Origin of the sequence: Kitasatospora phosalacinea, from assembly GCF_000717185.1 — a bacterium.
GTDB classification, from domain to species: domain Bacteria; phylum Actinomycetota; class Actinomycetes; order Streptomycetales; family Streptomycetaceae; genus Kitasatospora; species Kitasatospora phosalacinea_A.
In genome coordinates, this window is the sequence record NZ_JNYE01000065.1 from 20,159 (window position 1) to 44,808 (window position 24,650).

At 73.0% G+C, this 24,650-nt stretch carries 14 protein-coding genes; 9 read left to right on the plus strand and 5 right to left on the minus strand.

Translation table 11 applies throughout. The annotated features are described in order from the left end of the window. Positions 1–22 precede the first annotated feature (22 nt). Entirely contained in the window at positions 23–901 is an 879-nt protein-coding gene (gene panB / locus OO57_RS25180; protein ID WP_033254929.1) for a 3-methyl-2-oxobutanoate hydroxymethyltransferase, read from the minus strand. Positions 902–1,149: 248 nt separating this feature from the next. Between panB and OO57_RS25185 the strand changes: the two genes are divergently transcribed. The 3 genes from OO57_RS25185 (at position 1,150) to OO57_RS25195 (ending at position 4,764) form a co-directional block, all read left to right on the plus strand. After that, positions 1,150–2,805 carry an MFS transporter gene (locus tag OO57_RS25185; protein WP_033254930.1) on the plus strand — a complete coding sequence of 552 codons (1,656 nt, stop codon included), beginning with the start codon at positions 1,150–1,152 and terminating at the stop codon, positions 2,803–2,805. A 23-nt stretch (positions 2,806–2,828) separates the two neighbouring features. Beyond that, a complete protein-coding gene (locus OO57_RS25190) occupies positions 2,829–3,527 on the plus strand; it encodes a TetR/AcrR family transcriptional regulator (RefSeq protein WP_051778222.1) in 699 nt (232 codons plus the stop codon). Between the two features lie 223 nt (positions 3,528–3,750). Continuing rightward, complete coding sequence (locus OO57_RS25195; RefSeq protein WP_033254931.1) at positions 3,751–4,764, plus strand: endonuclease/exonuclease/phosphatase family protein; 1,014 nt, start codon at positions 3,751–3,753, stop codon at positions 4,762–4,764. Between the two features lie 38 nt (positions 4,765–4,802). On the opposite strand, the gene OO57_RS25200 is transcribed toward OO57_RS25195, so the two are convergent. Both OO57_RS25200 and OO57_RS25210 read right to left on the minus strand, forming a co-directional pair. Further along, positions 4,803–5,636: a putative protein N(5)-glutamine methyltransferase gene (locus OO57_RS25200; RefSeq protein ID WP_033254932.1), complete on the minus strand. Its 834-nt coding sequence runs from the start codon at positions 5,634–5,636 to the stop codon at positions 4,803–4,805. A 603-nt stretch (positions 5,637–6,239) separates the two neighbouring features. Then, the gene (locus tag OO57_RS25210; RefSeq protein WP_033254934.1) at positions 6,240–7,985 is read right to left on the minus strand and encodes an NAD+ synthase; all 1,746 of its coding nucleotides are present in this window, start codon (positions 7,983–7,985) and stop codon (positions 6,240–6,242) included. 244 nt (positions 7,986–8,229) lie between these two features. Between OO57_RS25210 and glnA the strand changes: the two genes are divergently transcribed. From glnA to OO57_RS25225, 3 genes are all read left to right on the plus strand, one after another. Beyond that, positions 8,230–9,591: a type I glutamate--ammonia ligase gene (gene glnA / locus OO57_RS25215; RefSeq protein ID WP_014135480.1), complete on the plus strand. Its 1,362-nt coding sequence runs from the start codon at positions 8,230–8,232 to the stop codon at positions 9,589–9,591. A 137-nt stretch (positions 9,592–9,728) separates the two neighbouring features. Beyond that, complete coding sequence (locus tag OO57_RS25220) at positions 9,729–10,151, plus strand: hypothetical protein (RefSeq protein WP_033254935.1); 423 nt, start codon at positions 9,729–9,731, stop codon at positions 10,149–10,151. Positions 10,152–10,280: 129 nt separating this feature from the next. Then, a complete protein-coding gene (locus tag OO57_RS25225; protein ID WP_033254936.1) occupies positions 10,281–10,913 on the plus strand; it encodes a hypothetical protein in 633 nt (210 codons plus the stop codon). A gap of 35 nt (positions 10,914–10,948) precedes the next feature. Here OO57_RS25225 and OO57_RS25230 read toward each other — a convergent pair whose 3' ends face one another. Then, positions 10,949–12,103: an acyltransferase family protein gene (locus OO57_RS25230; RefSeq protein ID WP_051778223.1), complete on the minus strand. Its 1,155-nt coding sequence runs from the start codon at positions 12,101–12,103 to the stop codon at positions 10,949–10,951. 182 nt (positions 12,104–12,285) lie between these two features. On the opposite strand from OO57_RS25230, the gene OO57_RS25235 reads away from it, so the two are divergent. Beyond that, positions 12,286–15,330, plus strand: coding sequence for a bifunctional [glutamine synthetase] adenylyltransferase/[glutamine synthetase]-adenylyl-L-tyrosine phosphorylase (locus OO57_RS25235; RefSeq protein ID WP_199811321.1), 3,045 nt, complete (start codon positions 12,286–12,288; stop codon positions 15,328–15,330). Between the two features lie 95 nt (positions 15,331–15,425). Here OO57_RS25235 and OO57_RS25240 read toward each other — a convergent pair whose 3' ends face one another. Beyond that, positions 15,426–16,376 (minus strand): phosphatase PAP2 family protein, encoded by a 951-nt coding sequence (locus OO57_RS25240; protein WP_033254938.1) that lies wholly within the window; start codon positions 16,374–16,376, stop codon positions 15,426–15,428. Positions 16,377–16,695: 319 nt separating this feature from the next. On the opposite strand from OO57_RS25240, the gene pulA reads away from it, so the two are divergent. Continuing rightward, the gene (pulA, locus tag OO57_RS25245) at positions 16,696–22,263 is read left to right on the plus strand and encodes a pullulanase-type alpha-1,6-glucosidase (protein ID WP_033254939.1); all 5,568 of its coding nucleotides are present in this window, start codon (positions 16,696–16,698) and stop codon (positions 22,261–22,263) included. Between the two features lie 459 nt (positions 22,264–22,722). Further along, positions 22,723–24,650 (plus strand): M4 family metallopeptidase (locus tag OO57_RS25250; RefSeq protein WP_033254947.1); only part of this gene is annotated, 1,928 nt, incomplete at its 3' end.

Genomic DNA, 24,650 nt, shown 5'->3' on the forward strand with positions numbered 1-24,650 from the left:
GGGCTGACGGGGCGGGGAGGGATCAGCTGAAGGAGTGCTCCGGGCCGGGGAAGGCGCCCTCGCGGACGTCGGTGGCGAACTCGGCGGCGGCCCGGGCGAGGGTCGCGCGGAGGTCGGCGTACTGCTTGACGAACTTGGGGACGCGGCCGGCCGTCATGCCCGCGAAGTCGGTCCAGACCAGGACCTGGGCGTCGGTGCCGGGGCCGCCGCCGATGCCGACGGTGGGGATCGCGGAGTGCTCGGTGACCTCGGCGGCGAGGTCGGCGGGGACGGCCTCCAGGACGACGGCGAAGGCGCCGGCCTGCTGGACGGCCTTCGCGTCGCGCAGCAGCTGGTGGGCGGCCTCGTCGCCGCGGCCCTGGACGGGGTAGCCGCCGAAGGCGTGCACGGACTGCGGGGTGAGGCCGATGTGGGCCATCACCGGGATGCCCGCGTCGACGAGGAGCTCGATGGTGCGGGCGCTGCGCTCGCCGCCCTCCAGCTTGACGGCCTGGACGCCGGCCTCCTTCATCAGGCGGGCGGCGTTGTGCATGGCCTGGGCGGGGGACTCCTGGTACGAGCCGAACGGCAGGTCGGCGACGACGAGGGCGCGCTGGGTGCCGCGGACGACGGCGGCGGAGAGCATCACCATCTGGTCCATGGTCACCGGCACGGTGGTCTCGTAGCCGAGGTGGCAGTTGCCCGCGGAGTCGCCGACCAGCAGGACGGGGATCCCGGCCTCGTCGAAGACCCCGGCGGTGAGGGCGTCGTAGGCGGTGAGCATCGCCCAGCGCTCGCCGTTGCGCTTGGCCTTGGCGAGGTCCCGGACGGTGACCCGGCGGTTGGTGACGCCGCCGTAGAGGGTGGTGCCGACGGGCGCGTCCTGCGTCCGGGCAGGCTGAAGCGGAGAGGCGTCGTTCATCGAACAGGCTCCTGGTGTGTGTCGTCTCGTGGCGCCGTGCGGCGTCCCCGGATCTGGCTCCATGCTTGCACGCCCGCGGCCGTCCGCAAAGGGTCGGGAGCCCCGGACGTGTCCGGGGGCTCGGGCGGGGCTCGGGCGGGGCCTGCCCGGGGCCCGGGCGGGGGGCTTGGGGAAGTCTTTGCCGTTCCTTGGCCCTCGGCTTACGATACGAGACCGTCTCGTATTGAAAAGGCGTCTAGGCTGTTCGTATGACCTCGCCGACCGCCGCTGTCCAGGCACCCCGGGTGCCGGAAGCCGTACACCGCCGACGCTGGTGGATCCTGGGCACCCTGGTGCTCGCCCTGCTCGTCGTCGTCCTCGACAACTCGATCCTCAACGTGGCGATGAAGACCATCGCCACCCCCGCCCCGGTCGGCCTCGGCGCGAGCCAGAGCGACCTGGAGTGGGCGATCAACTCCTACACGCTGGTCTTCGCGGGCCTGCTGTTCACCGCGGGCCTGCTCGGCGACCGCTTCGGCCGCAAGTGGACGCTGCTGGCGGGCATGCTGGTCTTCGGCCTCGGCTCGCTGCTGTCCGCGATGGCCGCCAGCCCCGGCGAACTGATCGGCTACCGCGCGGTGATGGGCCTCGGCGGCGCCTTCGTGATGCCCGCCACGCTCGCCATCATCATGAACGTCTTCGAACGGCACGAGCAGCCCAAGGCGATCGGCATCTGGGCCGGCGCGGTCGGCCTCGCCATCGCCGTCGGCCCGATCACCGGCGGCCTGCTGATCGAGCACTTCTGGTGGGGCTCGGTCTTCCTGGTCAACGTCCCGATCGTGCTGGTCGCGCTCGGCCTGATGGGCTGGATCGTCCCGGACTCCAAGGACCCCAACCCCGGCAAGCTCGACCCGGTCGGCGTGCTGCTGTCCATCGTCGGCCTGGTCGCGCTGATCTACGGCATCATCAAGGGCGGCGAACTGGCCGACTTCACCGACCCGAAGGCCTGGGTCCCGACCCTGGTCGGCGTGCTGGCCCTGGCCGCCTTCGTCCTGTTCGAGAAGCACACCCGGCACCCCGCGCTGGACGTCACCTGGTTCCGCAACAGGGTGTTCTCGGCCTCCATCGGCGTGGTCGGCATCGTGTTCTTCGCGCTGATGGGCGTCTCCTTCTTCGGCGTGTTCTACATCCAGAGCGTGCGCGGCTACAGCGCCCTGGAGGCGGGCGAGCTGATGCTGCCGCTGGCCGTCGCGCAGCTCGTCTTCGCACCGCGGGCCCGGCTGGTGGTCGACCGCTTCGGCGTCCGGGCGACCTGCGCGGGCGGCATGCTGCTGGTCACCGCCGGCTTCCTCGGCTACGCGTTCCTGACCGCCACCAGCCCGATCTGGCTGCTGATCGTGCTCGGCTTCGTGATGGGCGCCGGCATGGCGCACGTGATGCCGCCGGTGACCGTCGCGATCATGGGCGCGCTGCCGCGCGAGAAGGCCGGCGCGGGCTCCGCGCTCAACAACACCTTCCGCCAGGTCGGCGGCTCGCTCGGCATCGCGGTGCTCGGCGCGCTGCTGTCCACGGTCTACCGCAACGGCATGCAGGACCACCTGGCCACCGTCCCGGACCAGGTCCGCGACCGGGCCGGCGAGTCCATCGAGTCGACCCTCGGCGTCGCCGAGAAGCTCCAGCTGCCCGCCCTCGTCGACCCGGCCAAGGACGCCTTCATCCACGCCATGCACGTGGTCTCCGGCGTCTCGGCCGGCGTCACCGTGCTCGGCGCGCTGCTGGCGCTGCTCCTGCTGCCCGGCAAGGTCGCCGCACCCGGCGCCCCCGGTGCGGCGGGAGCCCCGGAGACCCCGGAGGCCCCGGCGGCGGGCCCGCAGGGCCGCACCGACAGCGGCACGAGCACCGGCCCCAGCACCGCCAAGGTGTGACCGCGACGGTGGAGAATAGGGCCATGACGAGCGCCGACACTCCGCTCAAGCCGTGCCACGGCCCCGCCGGGGAGCAGGACGCCCCCCGGCGGGGCCGCCCGCGCAGCGAGGCCGCCGAACAGGCCATCTACGCCGCCGTCGAGAAGCTGATGGAGGACGGCACCGGCCTGTCCGAACTGTCCATCGAGCGGATCGCCGCCGAGGCGGGCGTCGGCAAGGCCACCATCTACCGGCGCTGGCCCAACAAGGAGGCCCTGCTGGTCGACGTGGTGGCCCGGCTGGAGGAACCGCTGCCCCCGCTGGGCGGCCCCACCTACCGGGACGACCTGATCAGCGCCGTCGACTACATGCGCCGCCGCGGCCTGATCAAGCGCTCCCGGTGGATCGTCCGCTCCGCGCTCGGCCAGATGAACGCCTGGCCCGAGCTCAAGCACACCTACCACGAGCGGGTGGTGCACCCGCGGCGCGAGATGGTCCGGCAGATCGTCCGGCGCGGCGTCGCGGCGGGCGAACTCCGCGCCGACCTGGACGTCGAACTCCTCTGCGAGATGCTGATCGGCCCGATCCTGCTGCGCACCGTCCTGTGGGACGACGCCCCGCTGGAGGACCCGGACCTGCCCCGGCAGATGGTCGACGCCGCCCTGCAGGGCATCGGCGCCCGGCCGCCGGTGCCGCCGGTGCCGCCGGTGCCGCCGGTGCCGCGGGTGTCGTCCGCGTCCTGACCGTTCCGTCCGCGCCTTCCGCCGCGCCCCTGCCGTCCCGCCCGACCGTGCCCTCCGGCCCGGCGCCCGACCCCCGTCCGGCGCAGGGGCGGAACTTTCCGGGCACTTCGCCGCGTCCATCCCGTCATAGGCTGAGCCGAGAATCGGATCGGGGCAGGTCGGGGACGGGTCGACGGGCGAGTCGGCCGGCGAGTCGGCCGGGCACGGCGGCAAGGAGCGGACGATGGTGCGGGCGGACGGCCCGGCGGTACTGGCGCAGGAGCCCGAGCGGCCCGAGCGGCCCGAGAGCGGGCGGGAGAGGCTGCGGCGCTGGTTCGACTGGCGGCGCGGGTGGCCGCTCACCGCGCTCGGCCTGCTGGTCACCGGGCTTCTGGTGCTGCACGCCCAGGTGCCCAACGCGATCGGCAACCTGGGCAGCCTGCTGGAGACCTTCCTGCCCTGGCTCGGGCTGGCCGTCCCGGTGCTGCTGGCGCTCGCGCTGTGGCGCCGCGCCGGGGTCGCGGTGGTCGCGGCGCTGCTGCCCGGCGCGGTCTGGCTGAACCTGTTCGGCGCCCTGCTGGTCGACAAGAGCAGCGGGCCCGGCGACTTCACCGTCCTCACCCACAACGTGGCCGCCGCCAACGACGACCCGCAGGGCACCATCCGGATGCTCACCGGCTCCGGCGCCGAGATCGTCGCACTGGAGGAACTCTCCGCCTCCGCCGCCCCCGTGTACGCCGAAGGACTGGCCGGGGCCTTCCCGTACCACGTGGTGGAGGGCACCGTCGGGCTGTGGTCCAGCTACCCGATCGACGGCGTGGCCGTGGTCGACATCAAGATGGGCTGGACCAGGGCCTTCCGCGCCCAGGTCACCACCCCGAAGGGCCCGCTCGCCGTGTACGTCGCCCACCTGCCCTCGGTGCGGGTCAAGTTCGACAGCGGCTTCACCGCCGGGCGGCGCGACGTCAGCGCGCAGGCCCTCGGCGACGCGATCGAGCACGAGCCGCTGCGCAAGGTGCTGCTGCTCGGCGACCTCAACGGCACCATGAACGACCGCAGCCTGGCCCCCGTCACCTCGCAGATGCGCTCCGCCCAGGGTGCGGCGGGCGACGGCTTCGGCTTCTCCTGGCCCGCCTCCTTCCCGCTGGCCCGGATCGACCAGGTCCTCAGCAAGGGCGGCCTGGTCCCCACCGACTCCCGCACCCTCCCGGCGGACGCCAGCGACCACCTCGCGGTGGTCGCCGACTACCGCTACTGACCGTTCGGCCACCGGCTTCTCGGCCACCGGTTTCTTGGTCACCGGCTTCTCGGCTGCCGACCCTTCCGGGCGATCACCACGGTGGCGTCCCGCTCCCCGTCCCGCTCGGTGCGGGTGACGAGCCCCCGGGCGGCCAGCAGCGCGGCCGTCGCCGGGGCCTGCCGCCCGCTGGTCTCGATCAGCAGGCGGCCGCCGGGCGCCAGCCAGTGCGGGGCGGCCGCCGCGACCCGGCGCTGCACGGCCAGGCCGTCGGCGCCGCCGTCCAGCGCCGCCGCGGGCTCGTGGTCACGCGCCTCCGGCGGCAGCAGCGGGATCTCACCGGTCGGCACGTACGGGGCGTTGACCAGCAGCAGGTCGACCCGGCCGCGCAGGTCGCGCGGCAGCGGGGCGTCCAGGTCGCCCAGGTGCACCCGCCCGCGGTACGGGGCCAGGTTGCGGCGGGCGCACTCCACCGCGACCGGGTCGACGTCCGCGGCGTGCAACTCGACGCCCGGGCCGAGCCGGGCGGCCAGCGCGGCGCCGATCGCACCGGAGCCGCAGCAGAGGTCGAGCAGCACCGGGCCGGGGCCGCCCGGGCCGGGGCCGCCCAGGTCGGTGGGCGGGTCGGCGGCCATGGCGGTGGCCAGGTCGACCAGGAACTCGCTGCGCCGCCGCGGCACGAACACCCCCGGGGCGAGGGCGATGCGCAGGCCGGCGAACTCGGCGAAGCCCACCACCTGCTCCAACGGATGCCCGGCGCACCGGAGTTCGACCATCGCATCGAGCCGGGCGGGGTCGGTGGCGGCGGCCAGCAGCAGCCGGGCCTCGTCCTCGGCGAAGACGCACCCGGCCGCACGCAGCCGGTCGGTGACGAGGGTGTGGGGGAGCGACACGGGAACCTCTCGAAGAGCCTGGCGGGCTCCCCGTCCGGTCAGGCCGCGACCCGGCGGCGGGGGAGCACCTCGACGACCTGCACGGTGATCTCTCCCACCTCCTCGGTTCCTCACTCCGGGCACGCCGGACGTATCACGGGCGCGCGCTGCGGCGCTCACCCTAACCCGCCGCGCCCCCGCTGTCAGCCGCTCACCAACCGGCCCTGCGGGGCCCTGCGGGGCCCTGCGGGGGCGTGGCGGGGGCGTGGCGGGCGGCTCGGCCGTGCAGCGGGGTGCTCGCCGGAGCCGTCGGTCGCTCGGCCGCGCTGTCGGTTGCTCACCGGCGCTGCGAGTTGCGCACCTGCCCCGCCAACTGCTCGGCCGTGCTGCTGATCGCTCGCCCGTGCTGCGAACTGCTCGCCCGCTGCGCCAACCGCTCGATCGCGCTGCTGATCGCTCGCCCGTGCTGCTGACTGCTCGGTCGCGCTGCTGATCGCTCAGCCGCGCTGCGAACTGCTCGCCCGCCCCGCCGACTGCTCGGCCGTGCTGTCGACCGCTCGCTCGCGCTGCGGACCGCTCAGCCGCGCTGCTGGCGGCCGTCCCCGCCCGCCCGCCGGTGGGTCCTCAGCCCTGGCGCCAGCGGTTGGTGATGGGCAGGCGGCGGTCGCGGCCGAAGTTCTTCGGCGAGACCTTCGGGCCCGGCGGGTACTGCCGCCGCTTGTACTCGGCAGTGTCCACCAGCCGCACCACCCGGTCCACCACTTCGGCCGGGAACCCGGCGGCGACGATCGCGTCCCGTCCCTCGTCGCCCTCCACGTACCTGGTCAGGACGGCGTCCAGCAGGTCGTAGTCGGGGAGCGAGTCGGTGTCCTTCTGGTCCGGCCGCAGCTCCGCGGACGGCGGCTTGGAGATGGTGTTCTCCGGGATCGGCGGCACCTCGCCGCGCGCCTCGGCCGCCGCGTTGCGCCAGCGCGCCAGCTTGAAGATCAGCGACTTGTAGACGTCTTTGATCGGCCCGTACGCGCCCACCGAGTCGCCGTACAGCGTCGAGTAGCCGACCGCCAGCTCGCTCTTGTTGCCCGGGGCGAGGACGAGTTGCCCCTCCTGGTTGGAGATCGCCATCAGCAGCGTGCCGCGCAGCCGGGACTGCAGGTTCTCCTCGGCCAGGCCGGTCAGTTCGGCGGCGCCCATGTACGCGTCGAACATCGGGGCGATCGACACCGTGCGGAAGTGCAGGCCGGTGCGGCGGGCCAGCTCGGCCGCGTCGTCCCGGGAGTGCTGCGAGGAGTAGCGCGAGGGCATCGAGACGCCGTACACGTTCTCCGCGCCGATCGCGTCCACCGCGATCGCCGCGACCAGCGCCGAGTCGATGCCGCCGGACAGGCCGATCAGCACCGAGCGCGCGCCGTTCTTGCGGACGTACGCCCGGGTGCCCTCGACCAGCGCCGCGTACACCTCGGCCTCGTCGTCCAGCCGTTCGCTGACCTGCGGTTCGATCGGCTGCGCGGGCCGTTCCTTCGGCGCGCCGCCCAGGTCGACCCTGGTCAGCTTGAGGCCGTCGGCGAGCACGGTGCCGTCCGGGAGGCCGTCCTCGTTCGCGGCCGGCAGGTCCAGGTCGACGACCAGCAGGGCCTCCGCGAACTGCGGTCCGCGGGCCAGCAGCTCGCCGTCCTCGGTGACGATCAGGGTCTCGCCGTCGAAGACCAGCTCGTCCTGGGCGCCCACCATGTTCAGGTACACCAGCGGGCAGCCCGCCTCGGCGGCCCGGCGCTTCACCAGCTCCAGCCGGACGTCGTCCTTGTCGCGCTCGTACGGCGAACCGTTCAGCGACAGCAGCAGGCCCGCACCAGCCTGGCCGGTGGCCGCGACCCGGCCGCCCTCCTGCCAGATGTCCTCGCAGATCGCCAGCGCCACGTCCACGCCGTGCAGCCGCAGCACCGTCAGCTGGTCGCCCGGCACGAAGTACCGGTACTCGTCGAACACGCCGTAGTTCGGCAGGAAGTGCTTGGCGAACCTGGTCACCACCTCGCCGCCGCGCAGCACCGCCGCGCAGTTCTGCGGCCTGCCCGCGTACCGGCTGCCCGGCTCGCCGCGGCCCAGGTAGCCCACCACCACCGGGACGTCGCCCAGGCCCTCGGCCTGCAGCTTCGCCGCCAGGTCGACGAGCGCGGCGCGGGAGCCCTCCACGAACGAGCCGCGGAAGGCCAGGTCCTCCACCGGGTACCCGGTCAGCACCATCTCCGGGAAGGCGATCAGGTCGACGCCGGACTCGGCGGCCCGCTTCGACCAGCGCAGCACCTCCTCGCTGTTGCGGGCGAGGTCACCGACCCAGGGGTCGATCTGGCACAGGGCGAGACGCAGATTCGGCATGCCCCCGAGTGTAATCGTCTAACTGACGTTATGTCGCGGGGGTACCCCCGACGGCAGGTCGGACGCCCGGCGGACGCCCGCCTCCCCTCCCGTCGTCCCGCCCCGGAACCGCCAGGGATCGGCAACGGGGCGAAGATCCGCCATGATGGGTGGCGACGCGGTCAGGGCGAGGTCTTCGCCGGGCCGGGCCGGCCGGTGCGGGCGGCGTAACACGGGCGTAAAGAGCAGAGGTGAGACTGTCCCCATGGGCAAGCAGCAGGAGTTCGTGCTTCGCACGCTCGAGGAGCGTGACATCCGGTTCGTCCGGCTGTGGTTCACCGACGTGCTCGGGTTCCTCAAGTCCGTGGCGGTGGCCCCGGCGGAACTGGAGCAGGCGTTCGAGGAGGGCATCGGCTTCGACGGCTCGGCGATCGAGGGGTTCGCCCGGGTCTACGAGTCCGACATGATCGCCAAGCCGGACCCGACCACCTTCCAGATACTGCCGTGGCGCTCCGAGAACCCCGGTACCGCCCGGATGTTCTGCGACATCCTGATGCCCGACGGCTCCCCCTCCTACGCCGACCCGCGCTACGTCCTCAAGCGCACCCTGGAGAAGGCCTCCAACCTCGGCTTCACCTTCTACACCCACCCCGAGATCGAGTTCTTCCTCCTCAAGGACCTCCCCGGCGACGGCACCCCGCCCACCCCGGCGGACCAGTCCGGCTACTTCGACCACACCCCGCGCGGCATCGGCCACGACTTCCGCCGCCAGGCCATCACGATGCTCGAATCCATGGGCATCTCGGTCGAGTTCAGCCACCACGAGGGCGCCCCCGGCCAGCAGGAGATCGACCTCCGCTACGCCGACGCGCTCTCCACCGCCGACAACATCATGACCTTCCGCCTGGTCATGAAGGAGGTCGCCCTCGAACAGGGCGTCCACGCCTCCTTCATGCCCAAGCCGTTCTCCCACTTCCCCGGCTCCGGCATGCACACCCACGTGTCGCTGTTCGAGGGCGACCGCAACGCCTTCCACGAGTCCGGCGCCGAGTACCAGCTCTCCAAGGTCGGCCGCTCCTTCATCGCCGGCCTCCTCAAGTACGCCGCCGAGACCGCCGCCGTCACCAACCAGTGGGTCAACTCCTACAAGCGCATCTGGGGCGGCTCCCAGCGCACCGCGGGCGCGGGCGGCGAAGCCCCCTCCTACATCTGCTGGGGCCACAACAACCGCTCCGCCCTCATCCGCGTCCCCATGTACAAGCCCGGCAAGCAGGGCTCCACCCGCATCGAGGTCCGCTCCCTCGACACCGGCTGCAACCCCTACCTCGCCTACGCCGTCACCCTCGCCGCGGGCCTCAAGGGCATCGAGGACAACCTCGAACTCCCCCCGGGCGCCGACGACGACGTCTGGGCCCTCACCGACGCCGAACGCCGCGCCCTCGGCATCCAGCCCATGCCGCAGAACCTCGGCGAGGCCATCGACCTCATGCAGCGCAGCGAACTCGTCGCCGAGACCCTGGGCGAGCACGTCTTCGACTTCTTCCTGCGCAACAAGCGCCAGGAGTGGGAGGAGTACCGCTCGGAGGTCACGCCGTTCGAGCTGCGCAAGGTGCTCCAGGTGCTGTAAGAGTGGTGACGGCCCGTCAGGCCCCGGTCCGAGCCCGTGCGCTCGGGCCGGGGCCCGGTCGTTTCCGGGGCGGGCCGTGTACGGGGGTGGGGCGGGGGAAGTAGGACCCCGTCGATCGTCACGGGCCGGGAGGGCAGATGGAGTTGCGGCTGCGGTACGCGCCGGAGGCGGTGAACGCCGGGAGGTTCGCGGCGGACATCGTGGTGTCGGCGGCGCGGGTGAGCGGGGTGGAGCTGGACTACTCGGTGGCGAGCCTGGCGGTGGTCGACGGGATCATCGAGGAGTTCCGGAGCAGCGGGATCGTCAGCGGGCAGATCGGCGAGACGCTGTTCGGTTTCGGCTGTTACGTCGGCGAGGTGATGGTCCGCCGGGGCGGTGCGGCCTGGCGGGCGGTGGGTGGCGAGGAGGCGGCGGCGTTCGGGTTCCCGCTGGTGGTGGACCTGCCGAGCGGGCAGGTGGGCAACCCGATCGGGAAGGTGTTCCGGCGGCTGGACAACGGGCCCCAGGACAGCCTGCCGTACTTCTACACGGTGTTCGCGGAGCCCTGGCGCCGGGTGTAGTCGCCTCTGCTGCTCTGGGATGCGGAGCCCAGCTTCCCGGTGCGGACCGGATGGCGTAATCCGTGGGGCGGAGGCGATGGCGCTCCGGGATGCTCGACGCACTGGTCGGCGCGGCGGATCGGGGTGCGGATGGCTTCCGGGGACGACCCAAACTTCTTCGGGAACGTGTTTGCTTCTGTTGTCACTGCGACAGTGGCATCGGTGTTGGGGGCCCTGGGACTCTCATTGCGGGAGTGGCGCGCCCGCCGGAACACCGAGCTGAGGCGCCGCCGGGAACTGGATGACGCCCGCGCTCGACTCGACTACCTGGCCCAGTGGTTCACGACCTATGCGGCAGTCGCGCCGGGCCTGGACGTCGAGTCGATGCGACGCTGGGCAACGGCTTACCTGGACGTGGAGTTGGCAGTGCTGCGGGACGCGGTCCCCGAGGAACGGCGTACCGAGCAGATGTCGTTCCGGGGGCGAATCAGGGTGCTATTGCTCCTTTACCCCCTGCACTCGGTGGCTGGATGGGTGCTGCGGGTGGTCTTCTACCTGGTTTTGGTGACTGTCTGCGGGGTGCTTCCCAAGATTCTGTCGGATCCGCGCACCGGCTGGGGAGACCGGATCGGAGCGTCGTTGCTGTTGCTCGTCATTGGCTTCGGAACACTGGCCGGCTTGTGGGCCCTCACCGCGCGGTTGTCCCCGCGCAGCACCGAGTTGCAGGCGTTCCGTTCGGCTCGGCGGAACGGGGGGAGCGCGCCTACCAGGGACGGGGGGTGAGGGGGCGGCTGTCCAGGCCATCACGTGTGCTGCGGCTACGTCAACGAGGACGAGTCCTCGGCTGTCCGTCGGTTGGTGACCGTGCAGGTCCGAGCTGCTTGGAAAGGGAAGCGTGGTCGCGCTGCGCCGTGGGCCGGGCGGTCGCGGAGGAGGCGTTCCAGGGGGTGTTCGACGAGGTGGTGGAGGAGGGCGGCCAGGGTGAGGGAGGTGGTGGCGAGGAGGAGCCAGGTGGTGGCGGTGGGGAGGCCGGGGGCGGGGTGGCCGTAGTGGTGGAGCCAGGGGCGGAAGGTGATTTCGTGGATCAGGTACCAGGCGAAGGACCACTCGCCGAGGAGGGTCCAGGGGCGGCGGGTGAGGGGGCCGCCGGGGTGGTGGAGGTCGGCTTGGGCGGCGGCGGTGATCAGGGCGGCGAAGAGCGGGGCGGAGAGGAGTTGGGAGGCGGTGTAGGGGCTGTGCCAGGCGGGGTCGGGGACGGCGTGGTGCCAGGGGACCAGGGCGAGGTGGAAGGCGGCGACGGCGAGGGCGGTGGGCAGCAGCGGCAGGACGGGCAGGCGGCCGCGGCGGACGGCGAGGGCCAGGGCGGCGCCGAGCAGGAACTGCGGGGTGCGGCTGAGCGGCAGGTAGTCGAGGAGCCAGCTGCGCAGGGCGGGGTCGGTGACGGCGGACCCGGCCAGCCACAGCAGCGGGCCGGCGGCGCAGCACAGGGCGGCGGTGCGCAGTCCGGGCCGCAGCCGCAGGAGGAGCGGGAAGAGCAGGTAGAACCAGGCTTCGTCGCCGAGCGACCAGCCCGCCGGGTTGCCGCCCATCACGGTGCCGCGCCCCCACGGGTGCAGCAGCGGCAGTGACCACAGGGCGGCGGTGACGGGCACGGCCGCGCCGAGCGCGGCGTACACGGCGAGCGAGGCGCCGGTGGTGAGGGCGTGCAGCGGCCAGATCCGGGCGAGGCGGCGGCGGTAGAAGCGGCGGGCGGGGACGGGGGCGTCCGCGTACGTCCAGGCGAGCACGAAGCCGGACAGCACGAAGAAGAACGTCACGCCGGAGCGCCCGTACCAGGCGAGGGGGCTGAGCACCGGGAGGGTGCCGACCTGGCGGGAGAGGTGGTAGCAGACGACCAGCAGGGCGGCGAGGAAGCGCAGGCCGGTGAGGGAGGGGAGCCGGGAGGAGGGGGGAGGTATCCGCAGGGGGGTCACTCCGTGGCCAACGAGCCGGGCGGTGGGGTGTCACGGGCGGTGGGGTGTCACGGGAGGGAGGGAAAGGAGGGAGGGAGGGAGGGAGGTCCGGTTGACGGTGCGTCACGGGGCGCGGCCCGGGGCGGTGGGAACGTACGCTCAGGGCAGCAGGGCAGGGGACAGCCACGGGAGGCGGGACGACGGTGGAGGAACGGGCCGGGAGCCGGGTCAGCCGGTTGGAGACCCGACTGGTGCGGCGGGGGGTCTCCGATCCGGACCAGGCGGTGCGGCTGCTGGACGGGCCGGGGCTGCACGGCCTGGCCGCGGACCCGGTGCTGCTGGACGCGCTGGGCGCCGCCGCCGACCCGGACCAGGCGCTGCTGGGCCTGGCCCGGCTGCTGGAGGCGCTGGACCCGCACGAGCGGCACACCCTGCGCGACACCCTGACCGCCTCCAAGCCGCTGCGCGACCGGCTGCTGGGCGTCCTGGGCGCGTCGACCGCGCTCGCCGACCACCTGGCCCGGCACCCCCGCGACTGGCACGCCCTGGTCTCCTTCGAGCTGCGCGACATCCACCCCGGACGCGGCGACTTCCTCGGCGAGCTCACCCGCCGGGTGCGGGCCGAGCCGGACGCCGACCGGGCCGACGCGCTGCGCGCCGCCTACCGGCGCTGCCTGCTGGCCATCGCGGCCCGCGACCTGTCCGGCACCACCGACCTGCCGCAGGCCGCCGCCGAGCTCGCCGACCTGGCCGGCGCCACCCTGCAGACCGCCCTGGACATCGCGGCCGAGCAGGACCCGGAGGCCGCCGCGGCCTGCCGGCTGGCCGTGATCGGGATGGGCAAGTGCGGCGGCCGGGAGCTCAACTACGTCTCCGACGTGGACGTGATCTTCGTCGCGGAGGCCCGGGAGGGCGTCGAGGAGCAGCGGGCGGTGCAGGCCGCCACCCGGCTCGCCGCGCACGCGATGCGGCTGTGCTCCGACACCACCGGCGAGGGCACCATCTGGCCGGTCGACGCCAACCTGCGTCCCGAGGGCCGCAACGGCCCGCTGGTGCGGACCCTGGCCAGCCACCTCGCCTACTACCAGCGCTGGGCCAAGACCTGGGAGTTCCAGGCCCTGCTGAAGGCCCGCCCGATCGCCGGTGACACCGAGCTCGGCCGCGCCTACGCCGGGGCCATCGCCCCGCTGGTGTGGCAGGCCGCGGCCCGGGAGAACTTCGTCACCGACGTCCAGCAGATGCGCCGCCGGGTGGTCGACGCGATCCCGGCCGGGGAGGTCGACCGGCAGCTGAAGCTCGGCCCGGGCGGCCTGCGGGACGTCGAGTTCGCCGTGCAGCTGCTGCAGCTCGTGCACGGGCGCACCGACGAGTCGCTGCGCAGCGGCAACACGCTGGAGGCGCTGGCCGCGCTCAGCGCCGGGGGCTACGTCGGCCGGGCCGACGCCGCCTCGCTGGACGCCGCGTACCGCTTCCTGCGCGCCCTGGAGCACCGCATCCAGCTGCAGCGGCTGCGCCGCACCCACCTGATGCCCACCGACCCGGCCGACCTGCGCCGGCTCGCCCGCACCATGGCCCCGCTGATCCGGGGGGAGACGCGGGACGACCCGGTCGCGGCGCTGCAGCGCGAGTGGCGGCGGCACGCGGTGGAGGTGCGGCGGCTGCACGAGCGGCTGTTCTACCGGCCGCTGCTGGACGCCGTCGCCGAACTGCCGGTCGCCGAACTGCGGGTCACCGGCTCCGGTGCCGCCGGGCTCAGCACCGAGGCGGCCAAGCAGCGCCTGGGCGCCCTCGGCTACGCCGACCCGGCCGCCGCGCTGCGGCACATCTCCGCGCTCGCCTCCGGCGTCAGCCGCAAGGCCGCGATCCAGCGCACCCTGCTGCCGGTGCTGCTCGGCTGGTTCGCGGACTCGGCGGACCCGGACGCCGGGCTGCTGAACTTCCGGCAGGTCTCCGACGCGCTCGGCCGCACCCCCTGGTACCTGCGGCTGCTGCGCGACGAGGGCGCCGCGGCCGAGCAGCTCGCCCGGGTCCTGTCCGCCGGGCGGCTCGCCCCCGACCTGCTGCTGCGCGCCCCCGAGGCGGTCGCCATGCTCGGCGACGCCGGGGGCCTCGTCCCGCGCGGCCGGGCCGCCCTGGAGGCGGAGGTGCTGGCCGCCGTCGGCCGGGCCGCCGACCCGGCCGCGGCCGTCGCCGCCGCCCGGGCCGTCCGGCGCCGCGAACTGTTCCGCACCGCCGCCGCCGACGTGCTCGGCCGCCTCGACGAGGACCCGGCCCGCGCCCTCGACCTCGCGGGCGAGGCCCTCACCTCGATCACCGCCGCCACCCTGCAGGGCGCGCTGCGCGCCGCGAGCAACGGCTGGGAGGCCCGCAACGGCGAACTGCCCACCCGGATCGCGATCATCGCGATGGGCCGCTACGGCGGCCACGAACTCGGCTACGGCTCCGACGCGGACGTGCTGTTCGTGCACGAGCCCCGGCTGGGCGTCCTGGACGAGGACGCGGCCCGGGCCGCCCGCGAGGTGGTCGGCGAGCTGCGCACCCTGCTGGCCGCCCCGTCCGTCGAACCCCCGCTGCTGGTCGACGCCGACCTGCGGCCCGAGGGCCGCAACGGCCCGCTGGTGCGCACCCTCAGCTCGTACGCCGCCTACTACGCGCGCTGGTCGCACGCCTGGGAGAGCCAGGCCCTGCTGCGGGCCGAGGCGACGGCCGGGGACGAGGAGCTGGGCGCGCGCTTCCGCGAGCTGGTCGACCCGCTGCGCTACCCCGGCGCGGGCGTCCCCGACCGGGACCTGCTGGAGATCCGCCGGATCAAGGCCCGGATCGAGTCCGAGCGGCTGCCGCGCGGCGCCGACCCCACCACCCACACCAAGATCGGCCGCGGCGGGCTGGCGGACGTCGAGTGGACGGTCCAGCTGCTCCAGCTCCGGCACGGCCACGAGGTGCCCGCGCTGCGCACCACCCGCACCCGGGCCGCGCTGGCCGCCGCGACGGAGGCGGGCCTGGTCGACCGGGAGGACGCGGAGGTGCTGGACGCCGCCTGGGTGCTGGCCTCGCGGGTGCGGGCCGCGGTGATGCTGGTGCGCGGGCGCGCGGGGGACAGCTTCCCCGGCGACGCGCGGGAGCTGGCGGGGGTGGCGCGTTACCTGGGGTATGGGGTGGGGCACTCGGGGGAGCTGGTGGACGAGTACCGGCGGACGACGCGGCGGGCGCGCCGGGTGGTGGAGCGGCTGTTCTACGGCTCGGAGTAGCACCGGCGCGAGTTACGAGCGCACCACCGGGGCCGCGCGGTTCTGCGCGGCCCCGGTGGTGCGCTCCGCGGGGTGCGCCTCCCGGGCCGGAGGCGCTACGCGTTGACCTTGGTGTCCCACTGGGCGGGGACGGTGAGCTCCCGGTCGGCCGGGTCGCCGGGCCGGCGGGGGAGGCGGTAGACCCAGGTGTGGTAGATCAGGCGGGCGGCGAGGAAGCCGACGGCCAGGCAGATCAGGCCGCCGACCGCGTCCAGCCAGAAGTGGTTGGCGGTGGAGACGATCACGCTGAGGGTGACCAGCGGGTAGGCGAGGCCGAGCAGGCGGACCCAGGTGCGGCGGGCCAGGAAGAAGATGGTGAGGCCGCACCAGGTGGACCAGCCGATGTGCATGGAGGGCATCGCGGCGTACTGGTTGGAGACCGTCGCCCCTGCGCCGGAGGCGAGCGAGCCCCAGGTCTGGTGGAGGGTGACGGTGTCGAGGAAGCCGCCGCCGGTCATCAGGCGGGGCGGGGCCAGCGGGAAGCAGTAGAAGCCGACCAGGGCGATGCCGGTGGTGATGAACAGCACCGTCCGGGAGGCGGCGTAGCGGCCGGGGTGGGAGCGGTAGAGCCAGACCAGCACGCCGATGGTGATGATGAAGTGCAGGGTGGCGTAGTAGTAGTTCATCCCGACGATGAGCCAGGTGACCGAGTTGACGCCGTGGTTGACGGAGCGCTCGACGGCGATGCCGAGGGCGTGCTCCAGGTCCCAGACCCAGGTGGCGTGCTTCTGGGCGATCGCGGCCTGCTCGGGGACCGCGTTGCGGACCAGCGAGTACAGCCAGTAGCTGAGGCCGATCAGGGCGAGTTCGAAGAGCAGGTGCGGGCGGCGCGGGGTGCGGCGCTGCTCGCGCAGGCGGCTGCGGACGGCGGCGGCGGGCGACTGGGCGACGCGGGTGGCTCCGGCGGGCTCGCGGGGGGTGTGCTCCGGGCCCGGGTCGGAACCGTGGTGCGTGGTCCGGTCGGCACGTTCGGCGCCGGCTGTCTGGATCTCGGTCGGTTCCCCCATGGGGGAGAAGTCTGCCAGACCAGGTGTGGCCGCTTGCTCATCCTCTGGTCGGGGATTCTTCACCGACTGTCCCCCCACGGGGGTAGGGGTCGATCGGTTTTCGAGGCGCATGCGCTCCATTGTGGCGCGCGGGTCACGGGGGGTCGAACCGGGGTCTGGTTCGGGTACGGACGCCGGGGGCGGACGGGGAGGGGCTCAGGTCACGACTCGGTACGACTCGGCGCCGAAACACCTTTCGCATCTTGCTGAAACATCTTGCAGGGCGCTAGGTTCCACGCCACCCACCCTTGCCCGAGCGCCCCCGAGGGAGAGCCCTGCCGTGGCCGACGCCCCGTTCCGCCCCCAGCGCCGCACCACCCCGTACCGCCGCCCCGGACGGGCCGCCGTCCTGGTCGCCGCCTCGTTGATCGCCGCGACCCTGGGCGCCGCCCCGCTGGCCGCCGCCGCGCCCGCCAAGCCCGCCGCCCCGCCGTCCGACAAGGACCTGGCGGCCACCGCGGCCCGGCACGACCTGACCCGCGAGCAGTTCTACTTCGTGCTGCCGGACCGCTTCGCCAACGGCAGCACCGGCAACGACACCGGAGGCGTCACCGGCGGCCGGATGGACAACGGCCTCGACCCGGCCGACAAGGGCTTCTACCACGGCGGCGACCTCCAGGGCCTGATCGACCGGCTCGACTACATCCAGGACCTCGGCACCACCGCGATCTGGATGGCGCCGATCTTCAAGAACCAGCCCGTGCAGGGCGCGGGGGCGGACGCCTCGGCCGGCTACCACGGCTACTGGATCACCGACTTCACCCAGGTCGACCCGCACTTCGGCACCAACGCCCAGCTCAAGGAGCTGATCGACAAGGCGCACAAGCGCGGCATCAAGGTCTTCTTCGACGTCATCACCAACCACACCGCGGACGTCATCGACTACGCGGAGAAGACGTACGACTACCGCTCCGAGGGCGCCTACCCGACCCTCGACGCGGACGGCAACCCGGTCGACGAGACCGCGGTCGCCGACGCCCGGGCGCAGTGGCCGAGCATCACCGAGGACTCCTTCCCCTACACCCCGGTGCTGCGCGACCGGGCGGGCGCGACGGCGAAGACCCCGTCCTGGCTGAACGACCCGTCGCTCTACCACAACCGCGGCAACTCGACCTTCGTCGGCGAGTCCGCGACCGAGGGCGACTTCTCCGGCCTGGACGACCTGGACACCCAGAACCCGAAGGTCGTCGCGGGGATGGAGAAGATCTACCAGCAGTGGGTCGCCGAGACCGGCGTCGACGGCTTCCGGATCGACACCGTCAAGCACGTCAACCTGGCGTTCTGGGAGCAGTGGGCGCCCGCGCTGAAGCAGTTCGCGGCGCAGCAGGGCAACAAGAAGTTCTTCATGTTCGGCGAGGTCTACTCGGGCGACCCGGCGGTCACCTCCCCGTACGTCACCAAGGGCAAGCTGCAGGCCACCCTGGACTTCGCCTTCCAGGAGGCGGCCCGCAAGTACGTCTCGCAGAACGGCTCGGCCAAGGCGCTCAGCGAGCTGTACGCGCAGGACTACCGGTACACCACCGCCGACACCGACGCCTACGAGCTGCCGACCTTCCTCGGCAACCACGACATGGGCCGCTTCGGCTCCTTCCTGCAGAGCGACAACCCGGGGGCCTCCAACGAGGCGCTGCTGGCCAAGGACCGGCTCGCCAACGAGCTGCAGTTCCTCACCCGCGGCCAGCCGGTGGTCTACTACGGCGACGAGCAGGGCTTCACCGGCGCGGGCGGCGACAAGGACGCCCGGCAGGACATGTTCGCCTCCAGGACCCCCTCGTACAACACCGACACCGTCATCGGCGGCGCCTCCGGCTCGCAGGACCGCTACGGCCAGGACGGCGCGCTCTACCAGGGGATCGCGGGCCTGGCGAAGCTGCGCAAGGACCACCCGGCGCTGGCCGACGGCGCCCAGGTCGAGCGGTACGCGGCGGACGGGCCGGGCGTGTACGCGTTCTCCCGGATCGACGCGAAGGAGCAGGTCGAGTACCTGGCGGCGGTCAACAACGCGGCCGAGGCGAAGACCGTCACGCTGGACACCTTCTCCGCGGGCATGGACTTCGACGGCCTGTACGGCACCGGCGGCAAGGTCACCAGCGGCGCGGACGGCAAGGTGACGGTCACCGTCCCGGCGATGTCCTCGCTGGTGCTGAAGGCGAAGCACAAGCTGGCCAAGCCCGCCGCGGGCCCGTCGATCACGGCGAGCGCGCCCGCCGACGGCTCGTACGGCACCGTCACGCTGGGCGCGGAGGTGCCCGGCGGCGGGTTCAACCGGGTCACCTTCGCCGCGCAGGTCGGGGACGGCGCCTGGCAGACGCTCGGCACCGCCGACAACGGGACGTACCGCGTCACGCAGAACCTCGACGGCGTCGCGCCCGGCACCGTCGTGCGCTTCAAGGCCGTCGTCGAGGACTCGGCGGGCCGACTGGCCTCCACCACCGGGCAGTTCACCGCCGGCCAGCAGGCGCCGACGCCCGCCCCGAGCGCGGTGACGCGCGAGTACGCGGTGGTGCACTACCAGCGGCAGGACGGGAACTACGACGGCTGGAACCTCTACACCTGGGGCGACATCGCCGACGGCGAGGCGACCACCTGGCCGGAGGGGCACGGCTTCGTCGGGCGGGACGCGTACGGCGCGTTCGCGTACGTGAAGCTCAAGGGCGGGGCGTCCGACGTCGGGTTCGTGGTGGAGAACAACGGCACCAAGGACGTCGACCAGGACCGGCACATCGACATCTCCGCCACCGGCGAGGTGTGGATCAAGGAGGGCGACGCCACCGTCCGCACCGCGAACCCGGACGCGGCGCAGCCGGTGCCCGAGGGCAAGGCGGTCATCCACTACCGGCGGGCCGACGGGAACTACACCGGCTGGGGCCTGCACGACTGGACCGGCGCGGCCGCGCCCACCGACTGGGGCAACCCGCTGATGCCCGCCCGGCAGGACGCGTTCGGCGCGGTCTTCGAGGTGCCGCTGGCCGAGGGCGCGACCAGCCTCAGCTACATCATCCACAACGGCGGCGACAAGGACCTGCCGCAGGACCAGTCGCTGAACTTCGCCACCTCCGGCCGGGAGATCTGGATCATCGGCGGCAAGGAGGGGCACCTGCTGCCGCAGAGCGCCGGCACCTCCTCGCAGCTCGACCTGGGCTCGGCGAAGGCCCAGTGGATCGACGCGAAGACCGTCGTGGTGCCCGCCAACTACGGTGCGGCGGACGCCCAGTTGGCCGGGGGCACCAGCGCCCAGCTGATCTACGACCCCGAGGGCGGGCTGAGCGTCGACAAGGGCGTGCTCTCCAAGCCGGGCCACTGGATCCGGCTCACCCCGGCGGCCGGACTCACCGACGCGCAGAAGGCGGAGTTCCCGCACCTGGCCGGGTACCGGGCGTTCACCGTCGACCCGCGCGACGCGGGCCGGACCACCGCCGCGCTGCGCGCCCAGGTGGTCTTCACCGAGCACCTGCCCAACGGCGCGCCGCTCGCCGCGACCGGCGTGCAGACGCCCGGCGTGCTGGACGACCTGTACGCGGCGAAGGCGGCGTCCGCGCAGCTCGGCCCGGTGTACTCGGGCCCGGGGGAGCAGGGCAAGGGCAACCACGGCAACGGCAACGGGAAGGGCAAGGGCGACCAGCGGAAGGTGACGCTGTCGCTGTGGGCGCCGACCGCCACCGACGTCGCGGTGCAGCTGTTCGACAAGGCGAGCGGCGGCACCCCGCGGACCGTGCCGCTGAAGCGCGACGACGCGTCCGGCGTCTGGTCGCTGACCGGGGACGCCAAGGACCTGGACGGCAAGTACTACCTGTACCAGGTGAAGGTGTGGGCGCCGAGCGTCCAGCAGGTGGTCACCAACCTGGTCACCGACCCGTACTCGACCGCGCTGTCGGCCGACTCGAAGCGCAGCCTGGTCGCCGACCTGTCCTCGGCCGCCACCAAGCCCAAGGGCTGGGACCAGCACCGCAGCCCGGCGGCGATCCCGGCGGTCAAGCAGCAGATCCAGGAGCTGCACGTGCGGGACTTCTCCGCCGCGGACAGCACCGTGCCGGCCGACGAGCGGGGCACCTACCTGGCGTTCACGCAGTCCAGGTCGGCGGGCATGCAGCACCTGAAGGACCTGGCGAAGGCCGGGGTGACCACCGTCCACCTGCTGCCGACCTTCGACATCGCCACCATCCGGGAGAACCGGGCCGACCAGCAGCTCCCCGCCTGCGACCTGGCCGCGCTGGCCGCGGACTCCGAGCAGCAGCAGGAGTGCGTGGCGGCGGTGCAGGCCGGCGACGCCTACAACTGGGGCTACGACCCGCTGCACTACACCGTCCCCGAGGGCTCGTACGCCACCGACCCGAACGGCACCGCGCGCTCCGAGCAGTTCCGCGCGATGGTGCAGGCGATGCACGAGGCGGGCCTGCGGGTGGTGCTGGACGTGGTCTACAACCACACCGCGGCCGCCGGGCAGGACGACAAGTCGGTGCTCGACAAGGTCGTGCCCGGCTACTACCAGCGGCTCAGCGACAGCGGGAAGGTCACCACCGACTCCTGCTGCGCCGACACCGCGCCCGAGCACGCCATGATGAACAAGCTGGTCGTGGACTCGGTGGTGACCTGGGCCAAGCAGTACCGGGTGGACGGCTTCCGGTTCGACCTGATGGGCCTGGACCCGAAGTCGACCATGCTGGACGTGCAGTCGGCGCTGCGGGCGCTGACCCCGCAGAAGGACGGCGTGGACGGCCGGAACGTCTTCCTGTACGGCGAGGGCTGGAACTTCGGGACGGTCGCCAACGACGCCCGGTTCGTCCAGGCCACCCAGGTCAACATGGCCGGGACGGGCATCGCGACCTTCAACGACCGGATCCGGGACGCCGGGCGCGGCGGCAACTACGAGCTGTCCTCGGCCCCGCAGCAGGGCTTCGCCTCCGGCCTGTTCACCGACCCGAACGGCTCGGACGCCAACGGCACCCCGGAGCAGCAGAAGGCCCGGCTGCTGCACCAGATGGACCAGGTGAAGGTCGGCCTGACCGGCAACCTGGCGGGTTACACGTTCACCGACAGCAGCGGGAAGTCCGTCAGCGGCAGCGGCGTCGACTACAACGGCGCCCCGACCGGCTACGCGGCCGACCCGGGCGAGGCGGTGGAGTACCTGGACGCGCACGACAACGCGGACCTGTACGACGCGCTGGCGTTCAAGCTGCCGCAGGGCACCTCGCCCGCCGACCGGGCCCGGATGCAGGCGCTCGGCCTGTCGCTGACCGCGCTGAGCCAGGGCCCGGGCTTCGCCCAGGCGGGCAGCGACCTGATGCGCTCCAAGTCGCTGGACGCCAACTCCTTCGACTCCGGCGACTGGTTCAACGCGATCACCTGGGACTGCAAGCTCGGCAACGGCTGGGGCCGCGGCCTGCCGATGGCGGCCGACAACCAGTCGATGTGGGCCCGCGACAAGCAGCTGCTGGCCGACCCGAAGCTGCGGATGGGCTGCAACGAGACGGGCGCCAGCACCGCCATCTACCAGCAGTTCCTGACGATCCGGCAGTCCTCGCCGCTGTTCGCGCTGTCCAGCGCGGCGGAGGTGCAGCGCCGGCTGTCCTTCCCGTTGTCGGGCACCGCGGGGGAGGACCCGGGCGTGATCACCATGCACCTGGACGGCACCGGGCTGAAGGGCGCGGAGAAGGGCATCACGGTGGTCTTCAACGCGACCCCGACCGCGCAGGGCCAGACCGTGGCGGGCCTGCGCGGCAGCAAGCAGCAGCTGCACAGGGTGCAGGCGAAGGGCAGCGACCCGGTGGTCAAGCAGGCCTCCTTCGACCCCGCCTCGGGCACCTTCACGGTGCCGGGCCGGACGGTGGCGGTGTTCGTCCAGAACTGACGGTTTCCCAGCGGTAACAGGGGCCTCACCTCCGGGTGGGGCCCCTCGCCGCGTTGGCCGAAAACCGACGTCGCGCGGGGAGGTTTGGCACGGACCTTCCCGGGTGCGTCCCACATGCCGGACCATGGGGGGCCGCCGGGGGAGCGGCGGGGCGGTCATTAATCGGTCATTCCATGGCATGCATCTGTCATTCACGAGGTGTTTGCTGCCACGATTCCCCCGGCTGCGAACCGACAGGTAGCCCCAACTCCCTCACTCCGCCGACGGGTTCCTCCCGAGCTTCCTCCCGAGGACGCCGACGGCCGCAGCCCGGCACGCGTACCCCAGCGTGCCCGGTACCGCGCACCTGCACCGCACCCCGCGCCGCGAACCGGCGGCAGGGGCCCCCGCTGCGCCGCAACCGCGGCCAGATTCTCTCCACCGCTCGTGACCCCGCGACGGTCGGTAAAGGAGTCCCGCATGTCTCGCCGCACGCATGCCCGCGTGAGCACGGCCGCCCTCGCGGCCACCACTGCCCTGCTGGTGACCGCGATCCCGGTGGCCGTGGCCCAGGCCGCCCCCGCCGCCCCCTCCCCGGCCGGCCAGGTCGCCTCCCAGCAGGCCGCCGCCGGGCACGCCCAGCTGATCTCCGACGCGGGCAGCCGCTCGGCCGGGTTCGCGCAGGCCCTGGGCCTCGGCGCCCAGGAGAAGCTGGTGGTCAAGGACGCGTCCAAGGACGCCGACGGCACCCAGCACTTCCGCTACGAGCGCACCTACGGCGGACTCCCCGTCCTCGGCGGCGACCTGATCGTCCACCAGGCCGCCAACGGCACCGCCAAGGGCGTCGACCGGGCCTCCACCGCCTCGCTGGACGGCCTGTCCACCACCCCGAAGCTGACCGCCGCCAAGGGCCAGGCCACCGCGCTGGCCGCCCAGGCCGGCTCCGCCCTGGACACCGCGCCCCGCCTGGTGGTCTGGGCCGCCGACAACAACCCGCGCCTGGCCTGGGAGACCGTGGTCTCCGGCGTCCAGGAGGACGGCACCCCCAGCAAGCTGCACGTGGTCACCGACGCCACCAGCGGCGCCGTGATCCGGCAGTGGGAGGGCGTGCAGACCGGCACCGGCAACGGCGTCTTCGTCGGCAACGTCACCGTCGGCACCTCGCTGTCGGGCTCCAGCTACCAGCTCAAGGACCCGACCCGCGGCGGGATGTACACCACCAACCTGAACAACGGGACCAGCGGCACCGGCACGCTGTACTCCAAGTCCACCGACACCTGGGGCGACGGCACCGTCTCCAACAAGGAGTCCGCGGCCGTCGACGCCCACTACGGCGTCGCGACGACCTGGGACTACTACAAGAACACCTTCGGCCGCAGCGGCATCCGGGGCGACGGCGTCGGCGCGTACAGCCGGGTCCACTACGGCAGCAACTACGTCAACGCGTTCTGGGACGACAGCTGCTTCTGCATGACCTACGGCGACGGCGCCTCCAACACCCACCCGCTGACCGAGCTCGACGTCGCGGGCCACGAGATGACGCACGGCGTCACCTCCAACACCGCGGGCCTGAACTACTCCGGCGAGTCCGGCGGCCTCAACGAGTCCACCTCGGACGTGTTCGGCACCATGGTCGAGTTCTACGCGAACCTGCCCAAGGACAACCCGGACTACCTGATCGGCGAGCTGATCAACATCAACGGCGACGGCACGCCGCTGCGCTACATGGACAAGCCCTCCAAGGACGGCGCGTCCGCCGACAGCTGGTCCTCCACCGTCGGCAACAAGGACGTCCACTACTCCTCCGGCGTCGGCAACCACGCCTTCTACCTGCTGGCCGAGGGCAGCGGCGCCAAGACGATCAACGGCGTCAGCTACAACTCGCCGACCGTCAACAGCATCACCGTCACCGGCATCGGCCGGGACAAGGCCGCCGCCATCTGGTACCGGGCGCTGACCACCTACTGGACCTCCACCACCAACTACGCCAGCGCCCGGGCCGGCATGCTCTCCGCCGCCACCGACCTGTACGGCTCCGGCTCCGCCGAGTACAACGCCACCGCCACCGCCTGGGCCGCCGTCAACGTCGGCTCGCTGCCCAGCACCGGCGGCCCGACCGTCACCAGCCCCGGCAACCAGTCGACCGCGCTGAACGGCGCCGTCAGCCTGCAGGTCAAGGCCACCGGCGGCACCGCGCCGCTCAGCTACTCGGCCACCGGCCTGCCCACCGGGCTGTCCATCAACGCCTCCACCGGCCTGATCAGCGGCACCGCCACCGCGGCCGGGACGTACAGCGTCACCGTCACCGCCAAGGACGCCGCCAACAAGACCGGCACCGCCTCCTTCACCTGGACCGTCACCTCCGGCGGCGGCACCGGCTGCACCCCGGCCCAGCTGCTCGGCAACCC